Annotated in this window: 10 protein-coding genes; 2 read left to right on the top strand and 8 right to left on the bottom strand. The window is 65.1% G+C overall.

Annotated elements, in window-relative coordinates:
- Position 1: 1 nt before the first annotated feature.
- The 5 genes from ACW5DN_RS04640 to ACW5DN_RS04620 all read right to left on the bottom strand — a co-directional run bounded on the left by ACW5DN_RS04640 (position 2) and on the right by ACW5DN_RS04620 (position 5,361).
- A complete protein-coding gene (locus tag ACW5DN_RS04640; protein ID WP_456961573.1) occupies positions 2–793 on the bottom strand; it encodes a DUF6491 family protein in 792 nt (263 codons plus the stop codon).
- Between the two features lie 128 nt (positions 794–921).
- Positions 922–1,686, bottom strand: coding sequence for a 6-phosphogluconolactonase (gene pgl / locus ACW5DN_RS04635; RefSeq protein ID WP_456961572.1), 765 nt, complete (start codon positions 1,684–1,686; stop codon positions 922–924).
- The gene (gene gnd, locus ACW5DN_RS04630) at positions 1,683–2,588 is read right to left on the bottom strand and encodes a phosphogluconate dehydrogenase (NAD(+)-dependent, decarboxylating) (protein WP_456961571.1); all 906 of its coding nucleotides are present in this window, start codon (positions 2,586–2,588) and stop codon (positions 1,683–1,685) included. The genes pgl and gnd overlap by 4 nt, the downstream gene beginning before the upstream one ends.
- Complete coding sequence (locus tag ACW5DN_RS04625) at positions 2,585–4,072, bottom strand: mercuric reductase (protein WP_456961570.1); 1,488 nt, start codon at positions 4,070–4,072, stop codon at positions 2,585–2,587. The genes gnd and ACW5DN_RS04625 overlap by 4 nt, the downstream gene beginning before the upstream one ends.
- On the bottom strand, positions 4,069–5,361 hold the full coding sequence (locus tag ACW5DN_RS04620; protein ID WP_456961569.1) for a glucoamylase family protein: 1,293 nt from the start codon (positions 5,359–5,361) through the stop codon (positions 4,069–4,071). The genes ACW5DN_RS04625 and ACW5DN_RS04620 overlap by 4 nt, the downstream gene beginning before the upstream one ends.
- Positions 5,362–5,447: 86 nt before the next feature.
- Here ACW5DN_RS04620 and ACW5DN_RS04615 point away from each other — a divergent pair, with 86 nt between their 5' ends.
- Together ACW5DN_RS04615 and ACW5DN_RS04610 are read left to right on the top strand one after the other, a co-directional pair.
- The gene (locus ACW5DN_RS04615; protein ID WP_456961568.1) at positions 5,448–9,449 is read left to right on the top strand and encodes a GH36-type glycosyl hydrolase domain-containing protein; all 4,002 of its coding nucleotides are present in this window, start codon (positions 5,448–5,450) and stop codon (positions 9,447–9,449) included.
- 152 nt (positions 9,450–9,601) lie between these two features.
- Positions 9,602–12,013 (top strand): catalase, encoded by a 2,412-nt coding sequence (locus tag ACW5DN_RS04610; RefSeq protein WP_456961567.1) that lies wholly within the window; start codon positions 9,602–9,604, stop codon positions 12,011–12,013.
- A gap of 219 nt (positions 12,014–12,232) precedes the next feature.
- Here the strand turns inward: ACW5DN_RS04610 and ACW5DN_RS04605 are convergent, their stop codons facing one another.
- The 3 genes from ACW5DN_RS04605 to ACW5DN_RS04595 form a co-directional block, all read right to left on the bottom strand.
- On the bottom strand, positions 12,233–14,080 hold the full coding sequence (locus ACW5DN_RS04605) for a fibronectin type III domain-containing protein (protein WP_456961566.1): 1,848 nt from the start codon (positions 14,078–14,080) through the stop codon (positions 12,233–12,235).
- Between the two features lie 95 nt (positions 14,081–14,175).
- A complete protein-coding gene (locus ACW5DN_RS04600; protein WP_456961565.1) occupies positions 14,176–17,169 on the bottom strand; it encodes a TonB-dependent receptor in 2,994 nt (997 codons plus the stop codon).
- Between the two features lie 111 nt (positions 17,170–17,280).
- Entirely contained in the window at positions 17,281–18,762 is a 1,482-nt protein-coding gene (locus ACW5DN_RS04595) for a hypothetical protein (RefSeq protein ID WP_456961564.1), read from the bottom strand.
- Positions 18,763–19,386: the final 624 nt, after the last annotated feature.

The following is a 19,386-nucleotide window of genomic DNA, read 5'->3' as shown; positions in this document are numbered from 1 at the left end:
ATCAGTGGGCATCCATAGGGTAGACGGATCGGACAGGGCATCCAAACTTTGCCCCCAATATCTGCAGTCGGTCGCTTCCCGTCATAAGGAAATCCGGTGGCCTACCGCCGGCAAATGCGCGGGTTCCAGTCTGGATCGTGTCCCCCGGGTTTCCGCAAACCAGACCGATACCCATGCCGGAACGCATGGACATGGCGCTGCCGCCTGACAGTTGAGGGCATGAACCGGTCAGTTCCACCCGATAGAATCGGTTACCGCCAGAGCGGCGTGGGTCCATTTCCACAACCACGCCTTCGGGGTCTTCCGACCAGCCCCGTATATATCGAGGGTTGATACAGTAGTTGGAAGAGGCTGCGAATCCACGTCGCCGTTCGCCCTGTACCCTGACGGTGGACAGCGTTACGGTGCCGTCAGGGCTGGTATGACTGGCTCGGGCGTGCTCGGCATACTCGGCAGCACTGATCCTGGCGACACTGTCTACTGGGCAGAGGCGATCGTTCATCGCGATGAACTCGTTGCCGGTACCGCACATCCACCCGTCCTTGGCCAGCATCTTCGCGTCGGAGGCGGTCGTGACGTCACCGCAAGCATCCGTGAAGCTCAATCGATAACGCAGCCCGTCGGACGCCGCCACTGCAAGAGTGCGCTCATCCGCCTGGAACACTTCATTGACCAATCGGGTATCCAGGCAGTTGCCAGCAGGCGCTATACGCTCGGATCCGAAGCTTGGTGTCGCCAATAGCATGCCCAATACCGCCGGCAGGAAGAGCTGGTTCGTACTGATATTTGCCATTGCTTCACTTGGCCCTCAATTTGCCTGCACTCCAAGGCATGGCAACCGTCGTAACCAGTTGGCTGCAGCCATGATCTCGACAAGGTATGACCGTACCGTTGCTGATCGTAGCTTGACCACTCGTCAGTTCATGCCGGGTCTCCTGCCGCCGGCAGCAACGACGCGTCCAGCAGCACATCGACTCCGGCGGGTGGGCAAATGGCTGCGACCGGCAAGTCATTGCCGGTCCGCCACTGGGCCACGGCATCGCGCTTGGAATCTCCCTCGATCAGGAACAGCACCTCGCGAGCCCGGCTCAAACGGGCGGCGCTGAGCGACACCCGCTGCGACGGCGGCTTGGGCGAGTCGAAGACGGCCAGTACGTCGTCGGCATTGTCCGGTACTCCCCAGTCGTGCCCCGGAAACAGGCTGGCGGTGTGCCCGTCCTCGCCGATGCCCAGCATCACCATATCGAATGGCTCGGCACTCGCCGATGGCGATCCGTTCTGCCCTGGCGCTTTCAGTGCTTCGGCGTAGGCGCGCGCGGCTGCCTCGGCACCCAGTTCGGCCGGCATCACGTGGACCTGGCCCGACGGTATCGGGACATGCGAGAGCCAGGCGTCATTGGCCATGAGACTGTTGCGCCCCGGGTCGTCCACCGGCAGGCAACGCTCGTCACCAAACCAGATTTCCCAGCGTGACCAGTCCGTGTCGGCGGTGCGCAGAAGCGCATGGACATCCTGTGGCGTGCGGCCCCCGGACAGGACGAGTACGAACCGTCCCCGTGCGGCGATGGCGCGCTTTGACGCGTCCAGCACCCACAGGCAGGCCGCTTGCGTGAGTACCGCCGAGCCTTCGACCTGATGCCAGCGCACCCGCTGGGGCAGGGGGCCGGCTACATCGACGATGCTCATTCTTTTTTTACCGTGTGACCGCCGAACTGGTGGCGCATCGCCGCCAGCAGCTTGTCGGAGTAGGAGTCGGTATCGCGCGAGCGCAAACGCTGCAACAGCGACAAGGTGATGACGGGTGCCGAGACGTCCAGGTCGATGGCTTCGGCCACCGTCCAGCGTCCCTCGCCGGAGTCGTCGACCCATGGTGCGATCCCGTCCAGGCTCGGGTTCTTGTCCAGCGCGCGGGCGGTGAGATCCAGCAGCCAGGAGCGCACCACGCTGCCACTGCGCCAGATCTCGGCCACCTGGTGCAGGTCCAGGCCGAAATCCTTCTTGTGCTCCATGATCGAGAAGCCTTCGGCGTAGGCCTGCATCATTCCGTACTCGATGCCGTTGTGGACCATCTTGGTGAAATGACCGGCACCAACCGGGCCGACGTGGCCCCAACCCTGGTCCTTGCCCGGCGCGAGCACTTCGAACACACCTCGCAATCGCTCGACCGGCTCCTTCTCGCCGCCGATCATCAGGCTGAATCCTTCCGCCAGCCCCCAGACCCCGCCGCTGGTGCCGCAGTCGACGTAGTGGATCTGCTTGTCGGCCGTCAGCTGGCCGCGACGCAGGGTGTCCTTGTAATTGGAGTTGCCCCCATCCACCACAATGTCGCCAGCCTGCAGCAGCTTCAACAGGGCAGTGACGGTGCTTTCAGTGATGTCGCCGGCCGGCACCATCATCCACACGGTCCTGGGCGCGGGGAGTTTTTCGACCATCTCCTCCAGCGAGGCAGCCGACTGCCCACCCTTGCCCTCCAGTTCGGTGCGCGCCTCGGGCCTGGGGTCAAAGCCGACGATTTCATGGCCACCGCGCATCAGTCGTTCGGCCATGTTGGCGCCCATTTTTCCCAATCCGATCATTCCCAGTTTCATGATTGTCTCCTTGTCGATGTGGTGGCCAGGCCGGCGACGTAGGCCTGGGCGGCCTTCCTGATCGCGTCGGCCTGGGTGGGGTAGGCGTGGATGACCCGGGACAGCGTGCCCAGGCCAATCCCTGCCACCATGGCCAGGGTGATCTCGCTGATCATCTCGCCGGCGTGGCGGGCGACGATGGTCGCGCCGATGATCAGGTCGCTGCCGTCCCGGACGTGAATCTTCACGAAGCCAACCTCTTCGTTGTCGGTAATCGCGCGGTCCACATCGTGCATCGGGACGGTGAACGTGGTCACCGGAATACCAAGCTCGCGGGCATCGCGCACGTGCAGGCCGACGTGGGCGATCTCCGGATCAGTGTAGGTGCACCAGGGGATGACCAGCCCGCTCAACTTTTCGCCGACATCGAGCAGGGCATTGTGGAGTGCGATCCGCGCCGAAGCCTCGGCGACATTGGTGAACTTGTGCTCCAGGCAAACATCACCGGCGGCATAAACCAGCGGGTTGGTGGTCTGCAGGAAGTCATCGACATGGATCCCCCGGTCCGGGTCGTATTCAACCCCGGCGGCTTCCAGCTCCAGGCCCTCGACGTTTGGTACGCGGCCGGTTGCGGTCAGGATGACATCTGCCTCCACCGTGCTTTCGAAATCGTCGCTGACCAGGTCGATGAGCTTGCGTCCCGCCTCCACCCGAACCCGGACGGCGCGGGTGTTGAGCCGGATCTCCAGCCCGTCACGGGCCAGTACGCTGGACAGGACCTGCGCGGCGTCGCGCTCCTCCCTGGGCAGGAACAGCGGCCAATGCTGGGCAATCGTGGTCCGGCTGCCGAAGCGGGAGAACGCTTGCGCCAGCTCGCAACCCAACGGGCCGCCGCCGATGACCAGCAGCCGGCGAGGCAGTTCGGTGATCTCGAACGCATCGTGATTGGTCAGGTAACCGGCCGCCGCGAGACCCGGAATGTCGGGGATCAGCGCATGCGCGCCGGTTGCGATCATCGCCTTGCGGAACCGCAGTGTCGCCCCGTCCACCTCGACCGAGTCGTTGCCACGGAAGCGTGCCTGGCCAAAGAATACATCGATGCCGGCATGCGCCAATCGGTGCGCCGAGTCGGCACGACTGATGCGCGCGCGAACCCCCCGCATGCGCTCCATCAACGCCGCAAAATCGACCGGCATCTCCGGTGGCACCTGCGCGCCATATCGGGTCGCCTCATGCATCTGTGCGTACACCCGCGACGTACGCAGGATTGCCTTGGACGGCACGCAACCGGTATTCACGCAGTTGCCGCCGAGCATTTCGCGCTCGACCAGGGCGACCCGCACCCCGAGTGCCGCGGCTTCCTGGGCCGCAACCAGACCGGCAGGCCCCGCGCCGATCACCACCAGGTCATACCGCGTCGCCGGTGGGGGATTACGCCAATCCGGCGGGCGCAGGTTGTCGAGCCGATCGCGCTCGTTGACGCTGGGCGTTTGCATCGTGCTCATTCCAGCCAGCCTCCACGGTATCCGGCATGGCGCAAGCCGGCCTGTAGATAGTCGCAGTCGCGCATCAGCCGCCAGGGCAGGCCGGTACGATAATTCTCGATCATCAGCACCACGATGCCCTGATCGAGTCCGAAGTACCCATCCGATGTCCACGCTGGCGGCTGCTCGCCGCCCAGGGTCGGGTTGAAGCTGCTCGCGTACTTACCCTGCGTCAGCATCTCCGGATAGCGTTTCAGCATATGACGAGCCGCGGCCAGCGAGGCGGCGGGATCGAAGGGCATGCAGGCTATCGCAGCCCAGCCACTCAAGGTGCCGTCGTCAGGGCCATACGGCACGGCGCGGGCGGCATAGCCGTACATGCGTTGCACTCCCTGGACGACCGCGGCGGTGCCCTCGTTGGGTCCATCGCAAGCGGTCAGGCCCCAACAGTCCCTGTCGTAGCCCCGGAACCAGCGCGGGTTGCGCCATGCGTACTCACGCTGGACCGCCACCGCTCGTCGCGTGTTCTCGAAGTAATCACAATTTTTTTGGCGCATGAACTCGTCCTGGATGCCGCGAAAATCGATCCAGGTGTGGGAGAACTGATGCACGAACAGCGGCCCGGCGAACAGGAATTCATGGCCGTACAGGTTCTCCCACTGGTAGGTGGCCGTCCACGCGTCGTAGTGCTTCGGGTCAATCGGATGCGTGGGTGATCCGAGTGCAAGGATATACAGGATGATGCCCTCGTCATAACCATCCCAGCCGTAGTGAAGGAACCCGCATTCGGGTTTCCAGCCATGCCGGATGGTGGCCTTGCCGCCTTGTGCCCACGCCCAGTCCACGCGCCGATACAGGTTGTCGGCGAGCTGCCGCAACTCGGTCTCATCCGGGTTGTCCGCGTCGAAGTATTCCGCTACGAGCAATACGCCGGCCATCAGCAGGGCGGTGTCGATGGTCGACAGTTCCGAGCGCCACATGCGAGCGCCGGTATCCATATCCAGGAAATGGTAATAAAAGCCCCGATAGCCGGTGGCCGTCTCGCTCCCGCTCTGGTCGCTGCCAGCGAAAAACCGTAGTGATGCCAGGCAGCGGTGAGCGGCTTCGCTGCGGTCCATCCAGCCGCGTTCGACCGCAACCGGGCAGGACGAAAGCATGAATCCCACGACCGCAATACTGCAGGGAGAGCCGGGTCGAGATGTGTCGGCTACCAACCCATTGAGCGGATTGAAGGCTTGCTGGAAGTAACCGAACGCCGCGTGTTGCAACTGATCCAGCAACGCATCGTCGTCGGGAGCGAAGTTCGCCATCCACGGAGCGTAGCGGAGTGGCGTGCAAGGAATCGTCACGGCCGCCGCGTAGGATGGAAAGCGGGTTCCGTGGAGGTTCGATTGCCATGCCAACGATGCCGCCTGTCGCCGCCGCGCCGCGCGCCAACCTGCTGTCCAACGGCCGTTACACGGTAATGGTCACCGACGCCGGGTCGGGTTTCAGCCACTGGAATGGGCTGGCCGTCACCCGTTGGCGGGAAGACCCGACCCGCGACCCGTGGGGCAGCTACATCCTGTTGCGTGATGCCGATAATGGCACCTCATGGTCGGCCGGCTTGCAGCCTTGCGCGGGCCGGCCGGATAGCTACGAGACGTTCGCGGAAGATGGCATGTTCCGTATTGAACGACGCGATGGGAGCCTGGACACGATCCTGCAGGTTGCCGTCGCGGCCGGGTTCGACGCGGAAGGTGTCGATGCAGAGCTGCGTCGCATCACACTGGTCAATACCGGCGATCAAGCGCGCGTTGTCGAGCTGACCTCCTATGCGGAACTGGTTCTTGGCTCGGCGGCAGGGGACGCATCGCACCCGTCGTTTTCCAAGATGTTCGTGCAGACCGAATGGCTGCCCGATGCCGGCATCCTGTTGGCGACCCGGCGTCTCCGCGATGCCGGTGAGTCGCAAACCTGGGCGGCACACGTGGCAGTGGTCGAAGGGCAGGGCAGCACGACCAGTGAATACGAGAGCGATCGCGCCCGGTTCCTCGGCCGCGGCCGGACATTACGCAATGCGGCGGCAATGCAGGATGGCGTGGCGTTGTCGAACACCGCCGGCTCGGTGCTGGACCCGGTGTTCAGCTTGCGCCGACGAGTGTCCGTCGAGCCGGGCTCCTCGGCGCGGGTCACGTTCTGGACCTGCGTCGGGCCGAACCGGGACGCGGTGCTGGAAACCGCGCGCAGGCTCGCCGATGGCATCGGCAGCCGCCAACGGTGCGAGCAGATCATGGAGGCGGCAGTTACCCAGGCGCGCAAGCAGCGCGAGCGGTTCGGTATCGATGACGCCGCCGGCAATCGCGCCCGTGAGCTTGCGTCGCCGTTGCTGTATACCGATCCCGCATGGCGTGCGCCAGCGCAGCAGATCGAGCGGGGCGCTGGCGGCCAACCGAGCCTGTGGCCATTGGGCATATCCGGCGACCGGCCCATCGTGTTGCTGCATGTTTCCAGCGCGGCCGACCTGGAAGGGATCGAGCAACTGCTGCGGGTACAGCGTTACCTGCATTGGCAGGGACTCGGCGCCGATATCGTGCTGTTGAAAGGCGCCTCCGGCGATGACGGCGACACGCTGCAAGAATCCCTCGCCAGCAGGATCGAGACGCAAGCCGCGGCTTTGGAATCCGAGGCCACGGCGGCGGGTCGCAGTGTCGATGCCAGTGTGTTCCTCGTGCGCGGCGACCAGACCGACCAGGCCAAGCGCGACAACCTGGCCACGGCTGCGCGGGTGATCCTGGACGCCGGTACGGGTGGCAAACATCGCGATGCGGCCAAGTTGGATCGCGCAGAAGCGAGTCCTGCCGTGGCAGGTCAGTCCAGGGCACAGCCCAGCCGAGCCGGCGACGGGCACCTACGCGATAGCGACCAACGCCAGGCCACGTCTGGATCTGACACCCAACCAGAACCCCGGTCGGTTACCCCGCCGATTGCCGGGGTCGAGTTCGACAACACATACGGGGGATTCACCGGCAAGGGTCGTCACTACACAATCCGTCTGTCCGGCAGCCGGTGCACGCCGTTACCGTGGACCAACGTGATCGCCAATCCCGACTTCGGCTTCATGGCAACCGCCGAGGGGGGCGGGCACACGTTCTCGGGAACCAGTCAGCTGAACCCGCTGACGCCGTGGCCGAACGACCCGGTCAGCGACATGCCCGGTGAGGTGCTGTACCTGCGTGATCTGGACAGCGGCGAGCTGTGGAGCGCGACGCCGTCTCCGATCCGGGTACCGGGTGCGGACTACACCAGCGAGCACGGCAAAGGCTGGACCCGCTACACCCATACCGCCTACGAGCTGGAAATCGAATTGCTGCAATGCGTGCCGACAGCAGACCCGATCAAGCTGTCGCGACTGCGCATCAGCAACCCATCGGGCCACGCACGGCGATTGTCGATCACCGCTTACGTCGAATGGGCGTTGGGGCCGAACGGGAAAGTGCCGGCACCGTACGTGGTCATCCACCACGACGACGAAACCGGCGCGGTGTTTGCCTGCAACCGCTGGCGCGCCGAGTTTGCCGAACGCGTTGCCTATGCCGACCTGGGCGGCCGGCAGACATCGTGGACTGGCGACCGCGGCGAGTTCCTGGGCCGGCTGGGATCGGTAGATGCGCCCGCCGCGCTGACGACCGATGCGGCGCTGTCAGGTCGTGTGGGCGCCGCGCTGGATCCTTGTGCCGCGCTGCAGACCGGCATCGAGCTTGCCGCTGGCGAACAGGTCGATGTCATGTTCCTGCTCGGCGACGCGGCATCGGCCAGCGAGGCGCGGCAGTTGGTGGCCCGCTACCGTGACCAGGACATCGAACGCGTGCTGGCGGACGTCACGGCATTGTGGGTCGGCGTGCTTGACCAGGTGCAGGTGCAGACGCCGGACCGGGCGATGGACATCCTGCTCAACGACTGGTTGCTCTACCAGACCCTGGCGTGCCGGATGTGGGCGCGCACGGCGTACTACCAGTCCAGCGGCGCCTACGGGTTCCGCGATCAACTGCAGGATGTCACCGCGCTGTGCATCACCCGGCCGGATATCGCCCGCGAACAGTTGTTGCGCGCAGGCGCCCGGCAGTTCGTGGAAGGCGACGTGCAGCATTGGTGGCTGCCACCATCGGGGCAGGGTGTACGCACGCGAATGACCGATGACCGGATCTGGTTGCCGTTTGTCGCGATGCATTACATGGACACCACTGGCGATACCGGCGTGCTTGATGAGGACTTGCCTTTCCTGGAAGGGCCGCTGCTGGAAGAAGGGCAGCACGAGGGGTTCTTCCAGCCCACGCAATCCGGGCAGCACGGCAGCCTGTACGAACATTGCGCACTGGCACTGGATGTCAGCCTGTCGCTGGGCCCGCATGACCTGCCGCTGATCGGCACCGGCGACTGGAACGACGGCATGAACCGGGTGGGCGAGCAGGGCAGGGGTGAGAGCATCTGGCTGGCGTGGTTCCTGTTGGACAATATCCAGCGTTTTGCGCCGATCGCCGAAGCACGTGGCGACCACGAACGGGTTGCACGCTGGCGTGATTGCGCTGCGACCGTCAAGGCCGCGCTGGAGACCGCCGGTTGGGACGGACAGTGGTACCGCCGTGCGTATTACGACGACGGCACCCCGTTGGGTTCGCACACCAGCAAGGAGTGCCGGATTGACACCATCGCCCAATCGTGGAGCGTCATCTCGGACATGGGTGACCCGGCCCATGCCGCGCAGGCCATGGCGTCGGTGGACGAGCACCTGGTCGACCGGGAGCACCAGGTCGCGATGCTGTTCACTCCGCCGTTCGACAAGTCCACGCACGACCCTGGCTACATCAAGGGCTACCTGCCGGGCATCCGTGAGAACGGCGGCCAGTACACCCATGGCTCGCTGTGGGCGATTTTTGCGTGGGCGAAACTGGGCGACGGCGACAAGGCCGGCGAACTGTTCGACATCTTCAACCCGATCCGCCACAGCGAAACCGCAGCCGCTGCCGAACACTACAAGGTCGAACCCTACGTGTCCTGCGCCGATGTGTACTCGGTTGACGAACTGGCGGGGCGGGGCGGTTGGACCTGGTACACCGGCTCGGGTGGATGGCTGTACCGCGCCGGCCTGGAAGCGATGTTGGGTTTCCACCTGCGCGGCGACCATCTCCTGATCGACCCGTGCATTCCCGCCGCCTGGCCGGGGTTCACTATCCGCTATCGGCATGGCGCGTCGCGGTATGTCATCAACGTGGAGAATCCGGATCGGGTCAGCCACGGCGTTGCCACGGCGGAGCTGGATGGTGTCGTCGTGCCATCGCAACAAGACGGTCAGCGGGGTGGGGTGATCGCCCTGGTCGACGACGGCGCGGAGCACCAGGTGCGTATTCAGTTGGGCTGAATTGCCCGGTCCATTTCACCCAGGGTAATGGGGCATGCCTGCGGTCGTTACCCCGTTGCAATGCTTCGCGTTGGCGTCACGCCCAGCCGCTCAAGTTGAGTGCACCGTCACCGACTCTGGTACTCCAGAGGAACGCGCAAAGGATCAATCCAATGACCACTTCGAAGCGTACCCGTTCCAACGGCAAGGCGAAGAAGGTTGCCGGAAAATCGGCAGCGCGAGCGTCCGATAGCGGCGCCTCGACTGCGCCGCCTTCGGGCACCGGCGACGCGCTCGCCCAGCGGGCGGCAGATGTCGAGGCCACCGTCGCGGCTATGCCGCACAACGCCAACAAGGCTGCCGAACACGGTCACGAAAATGCACTCGCGCCACCTGAAGGCCTGCATGTCGAACCACCATCCGACCTCGTCGGCGCAAGCACGCTGGCCGAAGCGAACCGCTCCAGCAAGACTGGCAATCCGGCCGTAGCGGGCAACAACCCAACCGTCGGTCCGCTGGATCGCGTGCGCGTGGATGGCAGCGGCCAGCGCCTGACCACCAACCAGGGCGTGGCGGTCGCCGACAACCAGAATTCGCTCAAGGCCGGCCTACGTGGCCCCGCGCTGCTAAAGGATTTCATCCTGCGCGAGAAAGTCACCCACTTCGACCACGAACGCATCCCCGAGCGCGTCGTGCATGCGCGCGGCTCCGGTGCGCATGGGGTGTTCGAGTGCTACAAGCCGCTGACCAAACTCACTCGCGCGGCGCCGTTCCAGACCGCTGGCAAGACCACGCCGGTGTTCGTGCGTTTCTCCACCGTCGCCGGCGAACGCGGCTCGAAGGACACTGCGCGCGATGTGCGCGGGTTCGCGGTCAAGTTTTATACCGACGAAGGCAACTGGGATCTTGTCGGCAACAATATGCCGGTGTTCTTCATTCAGGACGCGATGAAGTTCCCCGACCTGGTGCACGCGGTCAAGCCCGAGCCGAACAACGCGATGCCACAGGCCGCCTCGGCCCACAACACGTTCTGGGACTTCGTCGGGCTGATGCCCGAGTCCATGCACACGATCCTGTGGCTGATGTCCGACCGCGCGATCCCGCGCAGCTTCCGGATGATGCAGGGCTTCGGCGTGCACACGTTCCGCTTCGTCAACGAAGCCGGCGAGTCGGTGTTCGTGAAATTCCACTGGAACCCGCTGCTCGGCACCCACTCGCTGGTCTGGGACGAGGCGGTCAAGATTGCCGGCGCGGACCCGGACTACAACCGGCGTGACCTGTGGGAGGCGATTGAAGCAGGCGAGTACCCATCGTGGGAACTGGGCGTGCAGGTATTCACCGAGGAGCAGGCCGACAAGTTCAGCTTCGACGTACTCGACTCGACCAAGATCGTGCCTGAAGAGCTGGTGCCGGTGACGCCGATCGGGCGCATGACGCTCAACCGCAATCCCGACAACTTCTTCGCCGAGACCGAACAGGTCGCGTTCTGCAGCGCGCACGTCGTGCCCGGCATTGATTTCACCAACGATCCGCTGCTGGCCGGTCGCATCCACTCGTATGTCGATACCCAGTTGACGCGACTGGGCGGGCCGAACTTCCACGAGATCCCGATCAATGCGCCGATCGCACCGGTGCAGAACAACCAGCGCGATGGCATGCATCGGCAGGCGATCCATCGTGGCGCTGCCGCTTACGAGCCGAACAGCCTCGGCGGCGGTTGTCCATTCCAGGCGGGTACCGCGGGTTTCGTGTCGTTCCCGGAACCGGTGCAGCAGGATGAGATACGCGGCAAGCCGGAGAAGTTCGCCGAACACTACAACCAGGCGGCGTTGTTTTTTGACAGCCAGAGCCCGCCCGAGCAGGCGCACATCATCGCCGCGTTCCGTTTCGAGCTGAGTAAATGTACCGTGCCGGCGATCCGTGAGCGCGTGGTGTCGATGTTGCGCAACGTGTCCGACCCGCTGGCGAATGGTGTTGCGCAGGGTCTGGGCATGGCAATGCCGGCGCCCATGCCGCGAGCACTGGCCAAACCGCCCAAGCCCGAAGTAGATCGGTCGCCCGCGCTGTCACTGCTGGCGCGCCCGGGCGATGGCGGCATCCGCACGCGCAAGATCGCGCTGCTGGTCGCCGACGGCATTGACGGCGAGGCCGTGGCCGCCGTGCAGGCGGCATTGCTTGCGGCCGGCGCGGTGCCGCGTCTGGTCGGCAGCCGCATCGGTCCATTCAAGACTGTGGCGGGCGACATGCTCGACGCGGATGCATCTATGGAGAATGAGCCGGCGGTGTTGTTCGACGCGCTGGTGCTGCCCGATGGTGCCGCCGGGCTGGCAGCGTTGAAACAGGACGGGCACACGGCCGAATTCATCAAGGACCAGTACCGTCACGGCAAGGCGATCCTGGCATTGGGTGAATCGCTGGCGCTTCTGGAGGGCGCCGGAGTGTCCCATACATTGCCGACAGGCGAAGACGATCCCGGGATCGTGCTCGGCGGTGGCAAGAAGCTTGGACGAAGCATTGAAAGCTTTATCAGCGCTGTTGCCCGTCATCGCCACCCCGAGCGTGAGACCGATCCTCCGATGGTGTGATCGCCTCCTTCGGTTAAGGTCCCATCACCCTCGTGTACTCGGCGCATGACGAACTGCACAACGACGCCGTGGTATTGAGGCGCGCTTTCTGCTTGGCGGGAAACCGATCCCGTAGTTGGCTTCAAGCCATACAGGCGGTGGCGCATTGGCAAGGATCGGATGAACTGGCGGCCCGAAGCATCGTCTTGACGATGAGAGAGGCCGCCAGCAATGCCGCTGTTACTTCTCGATCGTGAATTCGTCCAGCACGTTGCCCTGGATGTCGTAGGCCTTGTAAGCCAAGCGACCGCCGTCGATGTCGATCACTTGATAGGTCGAGGTGTCAGTGAAGCGCTTGGCGATGTACGGGGCGTCGGATTGCTTGTACATCTTGGTGCCCGCCACTGCATGGATGTAGACCGGGCCCTCGGCCGGCGAGGACACCACCTGGTCGCCCTTCATCGGGAAGGTGCGCAGGTAAGCGTGGTCATCACCTTGCAGGACGAGGTCGACGCCGTGCTTCTCGAATACCGGTGCCCAGGCCGCCTTGAGCGCGGGCTGGCCGCGGTCATTGGGCTTGGTCGAGTACAGCGGGTGGTGGTAGACCACGAACTTCCACTGTGCGTCCGAGGCGGCCAAGGTCTGGCCCAGCCACTCGGTCTGCTGCTCTGGCGGCAGGTTCGAGTCGAGCACCACGAACTGGGCACCGCCGTACTCCATCGCGTAGACGCGTTCGGGTTCGACGCCGGTCGGACCGTTGCGCGGCAGGTCGAACTGGTCCACGTAGAGCGCGGCGCGGCCCTGGTCGACCTCGTGGTTGCCGATCGCCGGCACCAGCGGGCGGTTGTCGTAGACGCCACCGGAGTTCTGGAACAGCAGATCCCAGTCGTCGCGGCGCTCGCCCCAGTTCACCAGGTCGCCGGCCATGACGTAGAACGCGGCCTCCGGGTGCGCGGTGCGGGCCTTGCGAACCAGTCCGCCCCAGGTATTCAGGCCATTCTGGGCGTCGCCCATATAGACGAAGCTGAAGGCCTCGTCCTGCGCCGGTGCGGTGGTGAAGCGACGCGTCTCGCCCCATGCCTGACCGTCGCCGATCGCATAGTGGTAAGCGGTGCCCGGCTGCAGACCCTGCAACGCGACGGTGTGGCGCGTGACCTTCGGGTCGTTGGCCACGTCAGGCGTGTGGATCTCATGGCTATCGGCTTCGATCACAACCGGGGCGGCATCGCTGCCTTCCACGGTGTAACGCAGGCGGCTGTTGGCGCTGCTCGGCGCGGTGCGCCATTGCACCGACTGGGTGGTGCGCGGGTCGCCGTTCCAGGTCAACACCACGTGGTCGGCATCGGCGCTGCTCGGGTGAGGCGTGTTGCGGAACCAGCCCAGCAGGCGCGCCTCGTCCTCGCGATCTTCCAACGTGCGCACCAGGATTAGGCCGTCCAGTGCCGGATCGATCCGGTCGAGCGCGTCCTCCTCGTCGGCGTAGACCGGTTCCCCGACCGTAGCGGTGCCCAAGGACATCGCGGCAGGCTGCAGCGCAGCGACTGCAGGCGCGGCGCCGCCGGTTTCGGCCGGGCCGACCAGCACGAAGTAGGGCTTGATCCCGCCCTCGATGGACGGCACGCCCAGGTCGACCGAACCGGCCGGAACCTGCTTGCGCCACCCGCTGTAGGTGTCGTCGCCATCGACAACGGCATCCAGGGCGGTGCGTTCGAAGCCCTGGGCTTCAAGCCAGAACGGCTCGGCCTCCGAGTCCGGCGACTGCATCACGTAGATGCTGGCCGGCGCGTCGACGGTGAAGCGCAGGAAGCCGGTCGAAAGCAGTTCCAGCTCGTCCGGCGTGAGCAAGGGCAGGACGTCGTCCACGCCCGCATCGGCGAGGTCGACGGCAGGCAGTTGCTGCAGCATGCGCGCGCGGATCGCGCCAACCGCGGCGGTGGCCGGAGTCGCCGCCTCGGCGCCGGCATTGGCCGCTACGACCGCGGTGACTTCCGGCGTGGCGCCGCTGTCGGGTGCGGGCGAGCAGGCGGCAAGCAGGCCGATGGCCAGCGCGGTGGGAAGCAGCGAGCGCAGGGTGGGGTGCAGGTTCATCAGAGGTCTCCATAGCGGGTGTCGCGAAATACGCAAAAGGCCGGACCAGGCGGCATCCACCGCCCGGCCCGGCCCGAAGGAGGCGCGGGATCGGATCAGAAGTTCATCCGCACGCCGACCATGAAGCGCTTGCCGAACTGCTCGAACTCGGTGGTGCGCTGACGATCGCCCTGGTAGCGGATGCCCGACTCGTTGAGCAGGTTGTTGGCGTCGAAGTACATCTCGACGTTGTCGTTGAACGCGTAGCGCAGCGAGAAGTCGAGACGACCGACGTCGCTCCAATACTCGTCGCCCATCACGCCGCCCTCACCGATGCCGTCGATCCACTCATCACGGTGCTGCCAGCTCAGGCGGGTCGACAGGCCGTAGGCCTCGTAGTACACCGAGGCGTTGTAGATCACGTCCGAGGTGCCCGGCAGGGACACCTTGCGGCCGTCCGGGGTCGTGGCCTCGCTGTCGTTGAAGTTGACGTTGGCGGTGATGCCGAAGTCACCGACCCACATCGGCAAGTTGAAGCGCTCGGCCAGCCCTCCGAACTTCTGCGAGTAGGCCAGCTCCAGGCCCTGGAGGTAGCCCTCGCCACCGTTGGCAAGGGTGTAATAGGTGTACTCGGAACGGTCGATGTCCGGGGTGTTGAGGTCGTTGCTGCCGAACTGCGGAATCGCCACGTCGAACAGCACGTCACGCAGATCCTTGTAGTACACGCCGGCCGAGAAGAAGCCCTGCGGGCGCATGTACCACTCGAAGTAGGCGTCGAAGCCGATCGACTTCTCGGTGTCGGCATACGGGTTGCCGCCGTCGATCTCCTGGTCCTCGTCGCTGATGGCGAAGTTCGGCCGCAGGTCGGTGTAGTCCGGGCGCGCGGCACCGGTGTTAGCCGAGAAGCGCAACTTCATTTCGTCGTTGAGATCCCAGTTCACATGCACGCTGGGGAAGAACTCCACGCCGCTATCGCTGACGGTGATCCGCTCGTAGCCGTTGTCGTCCTCCATGAACGCCGAGGACTCGTTGCGGGTGTACTCACCGCGCACGCCTGCAACCATGTTGCCCCAGTCGAAGTGGGTGGTGGCCATGCCGTAGACGGCACCGATCTTCTCCGAAACCTCGTACCACTCGTCCATCGCCACGCTGTCCACCATCCGGCCGGCACCCTGCCCGCGCAGGTCGTCAAGCAGGTCCCAGGCGCGTCCTTCGTCGTGGTAACGGAAGCTGTAACCCAGCGGCAGGTTGCCCTTGTAGGGCTTGTCGGAAGCGAAGTCGGCTATGGTCGGCTGAGTGATGCCCATCGCGGACAGCTGCGCGGCGGTTATCTCGAAGCGGCTCTGGTTGTTCTCCTTGGTGCGGTCGTCGTACTGCACGCCGAACTGCAGTTCGGTCGGACGGCCGAACAGCTCGGTGTCACGGAACAGGTCCATGCGCCCACTATAGGAGTCGGTTACCGCGAGGCCGCGGTTGCTGCGCAGATTGACGAAGTTGTAGTCGTGTGAGTCCAGCGAACGCTTGAGGTTGCCCTTGGAGAACGAGCCATCGGCGTTGCGGATGGTGTCCCACAGGGTCACGCGGTGCAGCTCGCGGTTGGTGAAGTCGTAGTCCACGGTCGGACGCAGGGTGCGCTCGGCGGGGCTGACCCAGCTGGAGTTGAACGACGGCCCCTTGTCCTCCTCGGCCTTGGTGTAGTTCAGGCGCCAGCTGGTGCGCCAGGCGTCGAAGTCCTGGTCGCCGCCCAGGGTGGTGGTGAAGATGCTCTGCACCGTGTTGTTGATGTTGAGCGTGCTGTCCATCTCCACGCCATGCACGGTGCCGCTCCACGGGGTGTTGCCGGTGCGGACGTCGGCATAGCCAGTGCGCTGCGCCTCGGACTGCGGACGGGTATCGGAGGTCTTGACCGCGTTCGCGTCCAGGTCGAACTCCATCGCATTGCGCATCTCGTGGTCGCTGAACTCGGTGTAGATCGAGCTCAGGAAGAAGCGGTGGTCGTCGTTCGGGCGGAACTCGAGGCGGCCGCTGACCGACTCGTTCTCGCGGGTCAGGCGGTAGAGCTTGTTCTGGTGGGCGTCGAACCACACACGCTCATCGCCACCCGGCTCCTGGTCCTCGCTGGCGACTTCGGGATCGGACTCGAAGTTGTCGGTGACCATGTCGCGCGAGTACTTGGACGCGGACAGCAGCACGCCCCAACGGTCGTCGGCGAACTTGTTGGAGATGAAGCCGCCCCAGTTGTACTGCTTGCCGCCGCCCAGGTCGTTGTAGCCGATGCCGATGTCGGCGCCCACCTTCAGGCCTTCATAGTCGAACGGGCTGCGGGTGATGATGTCGATGTTGCCGGCCAGCGTCTCGCTGGGCATGGCCGCGGTGATCGCCTTGCGGGCGATGACCTGGCTGGCGATCGAGGAGGGGATGGTGTCCAGGCGCGCGGTGCGGCCGGCCGGGCTGATCACGTTGACGCCGTCGAAGGCGATGGTGGTCCAGCGCGACGGCGCGCCACGCAGGTTGACGTAGCGTTCCTGGCCCTGATCGCGCTCGACCGCGATGCCGGGCAGGCGGCTGAGCGCAGCGGCGACGTTCTGGTCGGGGAAGCGGCCGATCGAGTCGGCGGCGACCACGTTGACCAGCGAGGTCGAAGCACGCTGAGCCTGCAGTGCGGCGTACTCGGATTCGGCGATCGGGCGCGGCGCAGTGACTACCACGCTGTCCAGGTCGGTGGCGTTGCCATTGGCGGCCACGTCGAGGCTGACCGAGGTCGTCTGCCCGATGGTGACGGTTACGTTCTCACGCACGTCCGGGCGGCCGACGTAGCTGACGGTCAGCTGGTGCTGGCCGGCGGGCACGCGGTGCAGGGTGAAGCGGCCGTCCGAACCGGTGACCGCGACCACGTTGAGTCCGCTCACGCGGACTTCGGCACCCGCGAGGTAGCCGCCGCGACCGCTGTCGGACACCACGCCGGAGATGGTGCCGCTCTCGGCGCGGGAGGCTGGGTCACCCATGCCGGCCGGATCCGGAGACGGACCGGAAACGGTCTGGGCGTGCGCCTGGACATGCATGGTCAGCGCGATAGCCAGCGCCGTGGCGAGCGAGGTGGTCCTGAACATCGTGATTTTCCCTGGAGTGAAGTTGTGCGGAAGTGGAGCCGGTCATCGGGTGACCAGCGGGGATGCGGAGTGCGGTAGGAGAGGGCGGGGCAGTCGTGGAGACCGCCCGGGTCAATGGACGTCGATGAACACCGGGTTGCTGTAGAACCACAGGTCCGTCCATGGATCCTCGCCACGCGGGTCGGCGGCCGGCTCGAGGTCGGTGGTGCTGGTGCCGCGCACCCGCAGGTAGCTCGACGTCGCGATGGCGGGCAGGGTGCGGGTCATCGTCAGGTACTCGCCGTCGCGCACCCAGTCGGTGGCGGTGAAGCGGTGCACCACGCGGGTGGTCGGATTCGAGTCGTTGCTGCGGTCAACGGCCGAGCCGGTGACTTCGCCGACGATCAGGTCGATGCGCGCAACCTCCGGCGAGTGGCCGCCGTGGTTGGTGCCGGCCGGATCGCGAACCCGGATCGCGACCTCGACGTCGCTGCCGGAGTGGGCGTGCAGGCTGCCGCCGATGCCGGCGCGGGTGCCCGGCTCGGCGCCGCTGCGCACGACCACGTCCAGCTCCGAGATCAAATCGCCAGTGGTGACGAACACGCGGCCGTTGCGGATGCCGTCGAGGATGTCGTCGTGCCCGTGTTCGGCCAACACGTAGGTTTTGGAATACTCGCCGGGGTAGAAATCGCTGCCGCCGTCGCGCCAGTGGCGGTGGGCGTCGGAAGTCGATGTGACCCACCAGCGCCGGCCCTCGCCGAGCATCGAATCCCAGAATCCGCCCAGGCGCGCAGTCATCTGGTCGAAGCCGCCCATCGTCGGGGCATTCTTGTAGCCGCCGCGAGCGCCCTCGGGGTCGATGCCGCCATCCGGATCGATGGCCGCGGCCTGGTGGCCGGGCGCGCCTTCCATGCCGACTGCGACCTGCGGCGCGGTGTCGTTCCAGGCCCGGAACTCGGCCGGGGCGTACTTGCCGTACACGCCCACGTCCGTCGCCGAGCGGGAGGGGTGGTTGGCGATGAGCACTGGCGGTGCCTCCAGCTGGCGCATGTGCTCCAGCGCTTCGAGCATCTTCGGCTCGGCGTCGCGGGACGGGTCGCGCGGCCAGGCATCGCGCTGCGACCAGCGCGACTCGATCGTGTGCAGGTGGCTCCGTTCGTCGTGGCTGTGCGGCATGATCAGGCTGCTGTGGTCGCCGCCCGGCGTATCGAACTCCATGCCGAAGAACTGCACCACCTCGGGCACTTCCCGCCGAGCCTGCTGCAGCGCGGGCCAGGCGTCATCGTGGTTGATCTTGGAGTGGTTGGGGCCGCCGTGGTCGGTGGAGACCATCCAGGCCAGGCCGTGCGCGCGTGCCTTCAGCGCGTTGTCGGTGATGGAATAGCGGCCGTCGGCGCCGAACACCGGTGTGGGCGGCTGGCCGGAGTCCGCGTTGTCGGTGTACTTCGCGCTGAACTCGCTGTGGATGTGATGATCGCCGGCCAGCCAGCGCCGCTCGCCAGTATCGAAGACCGGGTCCGCCGCACCGGTGGCTCCACGCACTTGGCCTTGATGCAGGCCGCAACCAGACAGACCCGCGAGTAACAGCCCGCAGGCAAGAGTTCCAATTTTCATCTGTTGTTTCCCTCAGGGCTGCCCGGGGGCACCCATCAATCCGAGCCGGTGACTTGAGGCGGTGCGCGGTATGTTGCGGTCGCCGCTACATGAACAGGGCTCATGGTCGTTGCACGAGGTGACGGGAAGGGAACATGCAGGTGAAACCTTTGTTACATCTATTTACATAATATGCATTATGCGAAGTTGCAGAGACTGGCCCGCTTCCTGCATCGCCTGTTGGCCCGCCTGATGTGTTCATCGCAGAGATTTCTAAACAGTCCCCGCGGATAAGGTGCCCAACTGACGTAGACGTCACTACCCAGCGTAGGACAGCTGTCGAAAACTCTACTCAGCTTTGAACTCCACGTAGAGCGCTCACCACAAGAATATCCGGTTGTTGATAGTCAGCCGGTGCGTACCACCAACGCATTTGCTCAGCGCACTCAAGTGGGTCAGGACTCTGCACATCTCGGGTACAGAACGACCACTCAAGTGGGTACAGCGACGGCGCTCTGCACTCAGGTGGGTACACCTGTACGCCTCTGACGAACTGTTCTCCCCGGAAAATGCGGCAACCCTACACAATTGCCACGGTCTTGATTTCCCCCGCTGTTCTCCCCGGAAAATTCGGCTTGCCACAAG

This window comes from Lysobacter sp. A289, from assembly GCF_054072675.1.
Note: the sequence above shows the minus strand (reverse complement) of the source record. Positions and strands in the feature narration are given on the sequence as shown.

Bases quoted from the DNA above. Each gene is read 5' to 3' on its own strand.
- pgl (WP_456961572.1), bottom strand. From the start codon at position 1,686: ATGAGCATCGTCGATGTAGCCGGCCCCCTGCCCCAGCGGGTGCGCTGG.
- ACW5DN_RS04625 (WP_456961570.1), bottom strand. From the start codon at position 4,072: ATGAGCACGATGCAAACGCCCAGCGTCAACGAGCGCGATCGGCTCGAC.
- ACW5DN_RS04640 (WP_456961573.1), bottom strand. From the start codon at position 793: ATGGCAAATATCAGTACGAACCAGCTCTTCCTGCCGGCGGTATTGGGC.
- ACW5DN_RS04610 (WP_456961567.1), top strand. From the start codon at position 9,602: ATGACCACTTCGAAGCGTACCCGTTCCAACGGCAAGGCGAAGAAGGTT.
- ACW5DN_RS04600 (WP_456961565.1), bottom strand. From the start codon at position 17,169: ATGTTCAGGACCACCTCGCTCGCCACGGCGCTGGCTATCGCGCTGACC.
- ACW5DN_RS04605 (WP_456961566.1), bottom strand. From the start codon at position 14,080: ATGAACCTGCACCCCACCCTGCGCTCGCTGCTTCCCACCGCGCTGGCC.
- ACW5DN_RS04615 (WP_456961568.1), top strand. From the start codon at position 5,448: ATGCCAACGATGCCGCCTGTCGCCGCCGCGCCGCGCGCCAACCTGCTG.
- ACW5DN_RS04620 (WP_456961569.1), bottom strand. From the start codon at position 5,361: ATGGCGAACTTCGCTCCCGACGACGATGCGTTGCTGGATCAGTTGCAA.
- ACW5DN_RS04595 (WP_456961564.1), bottom strand. From the start codon at position 18,762: ATGAAAATTGGAACTCTTGCCTGCGGGCTGTTACTCGCGGGTCTGTCT.
- gnd (WP_456961571.1), bottom strand. From the start codon at position 2,588: ATGAAACTGGGAATGATCGGATTGGGAAAAATGGGCGCCAACATGGCC.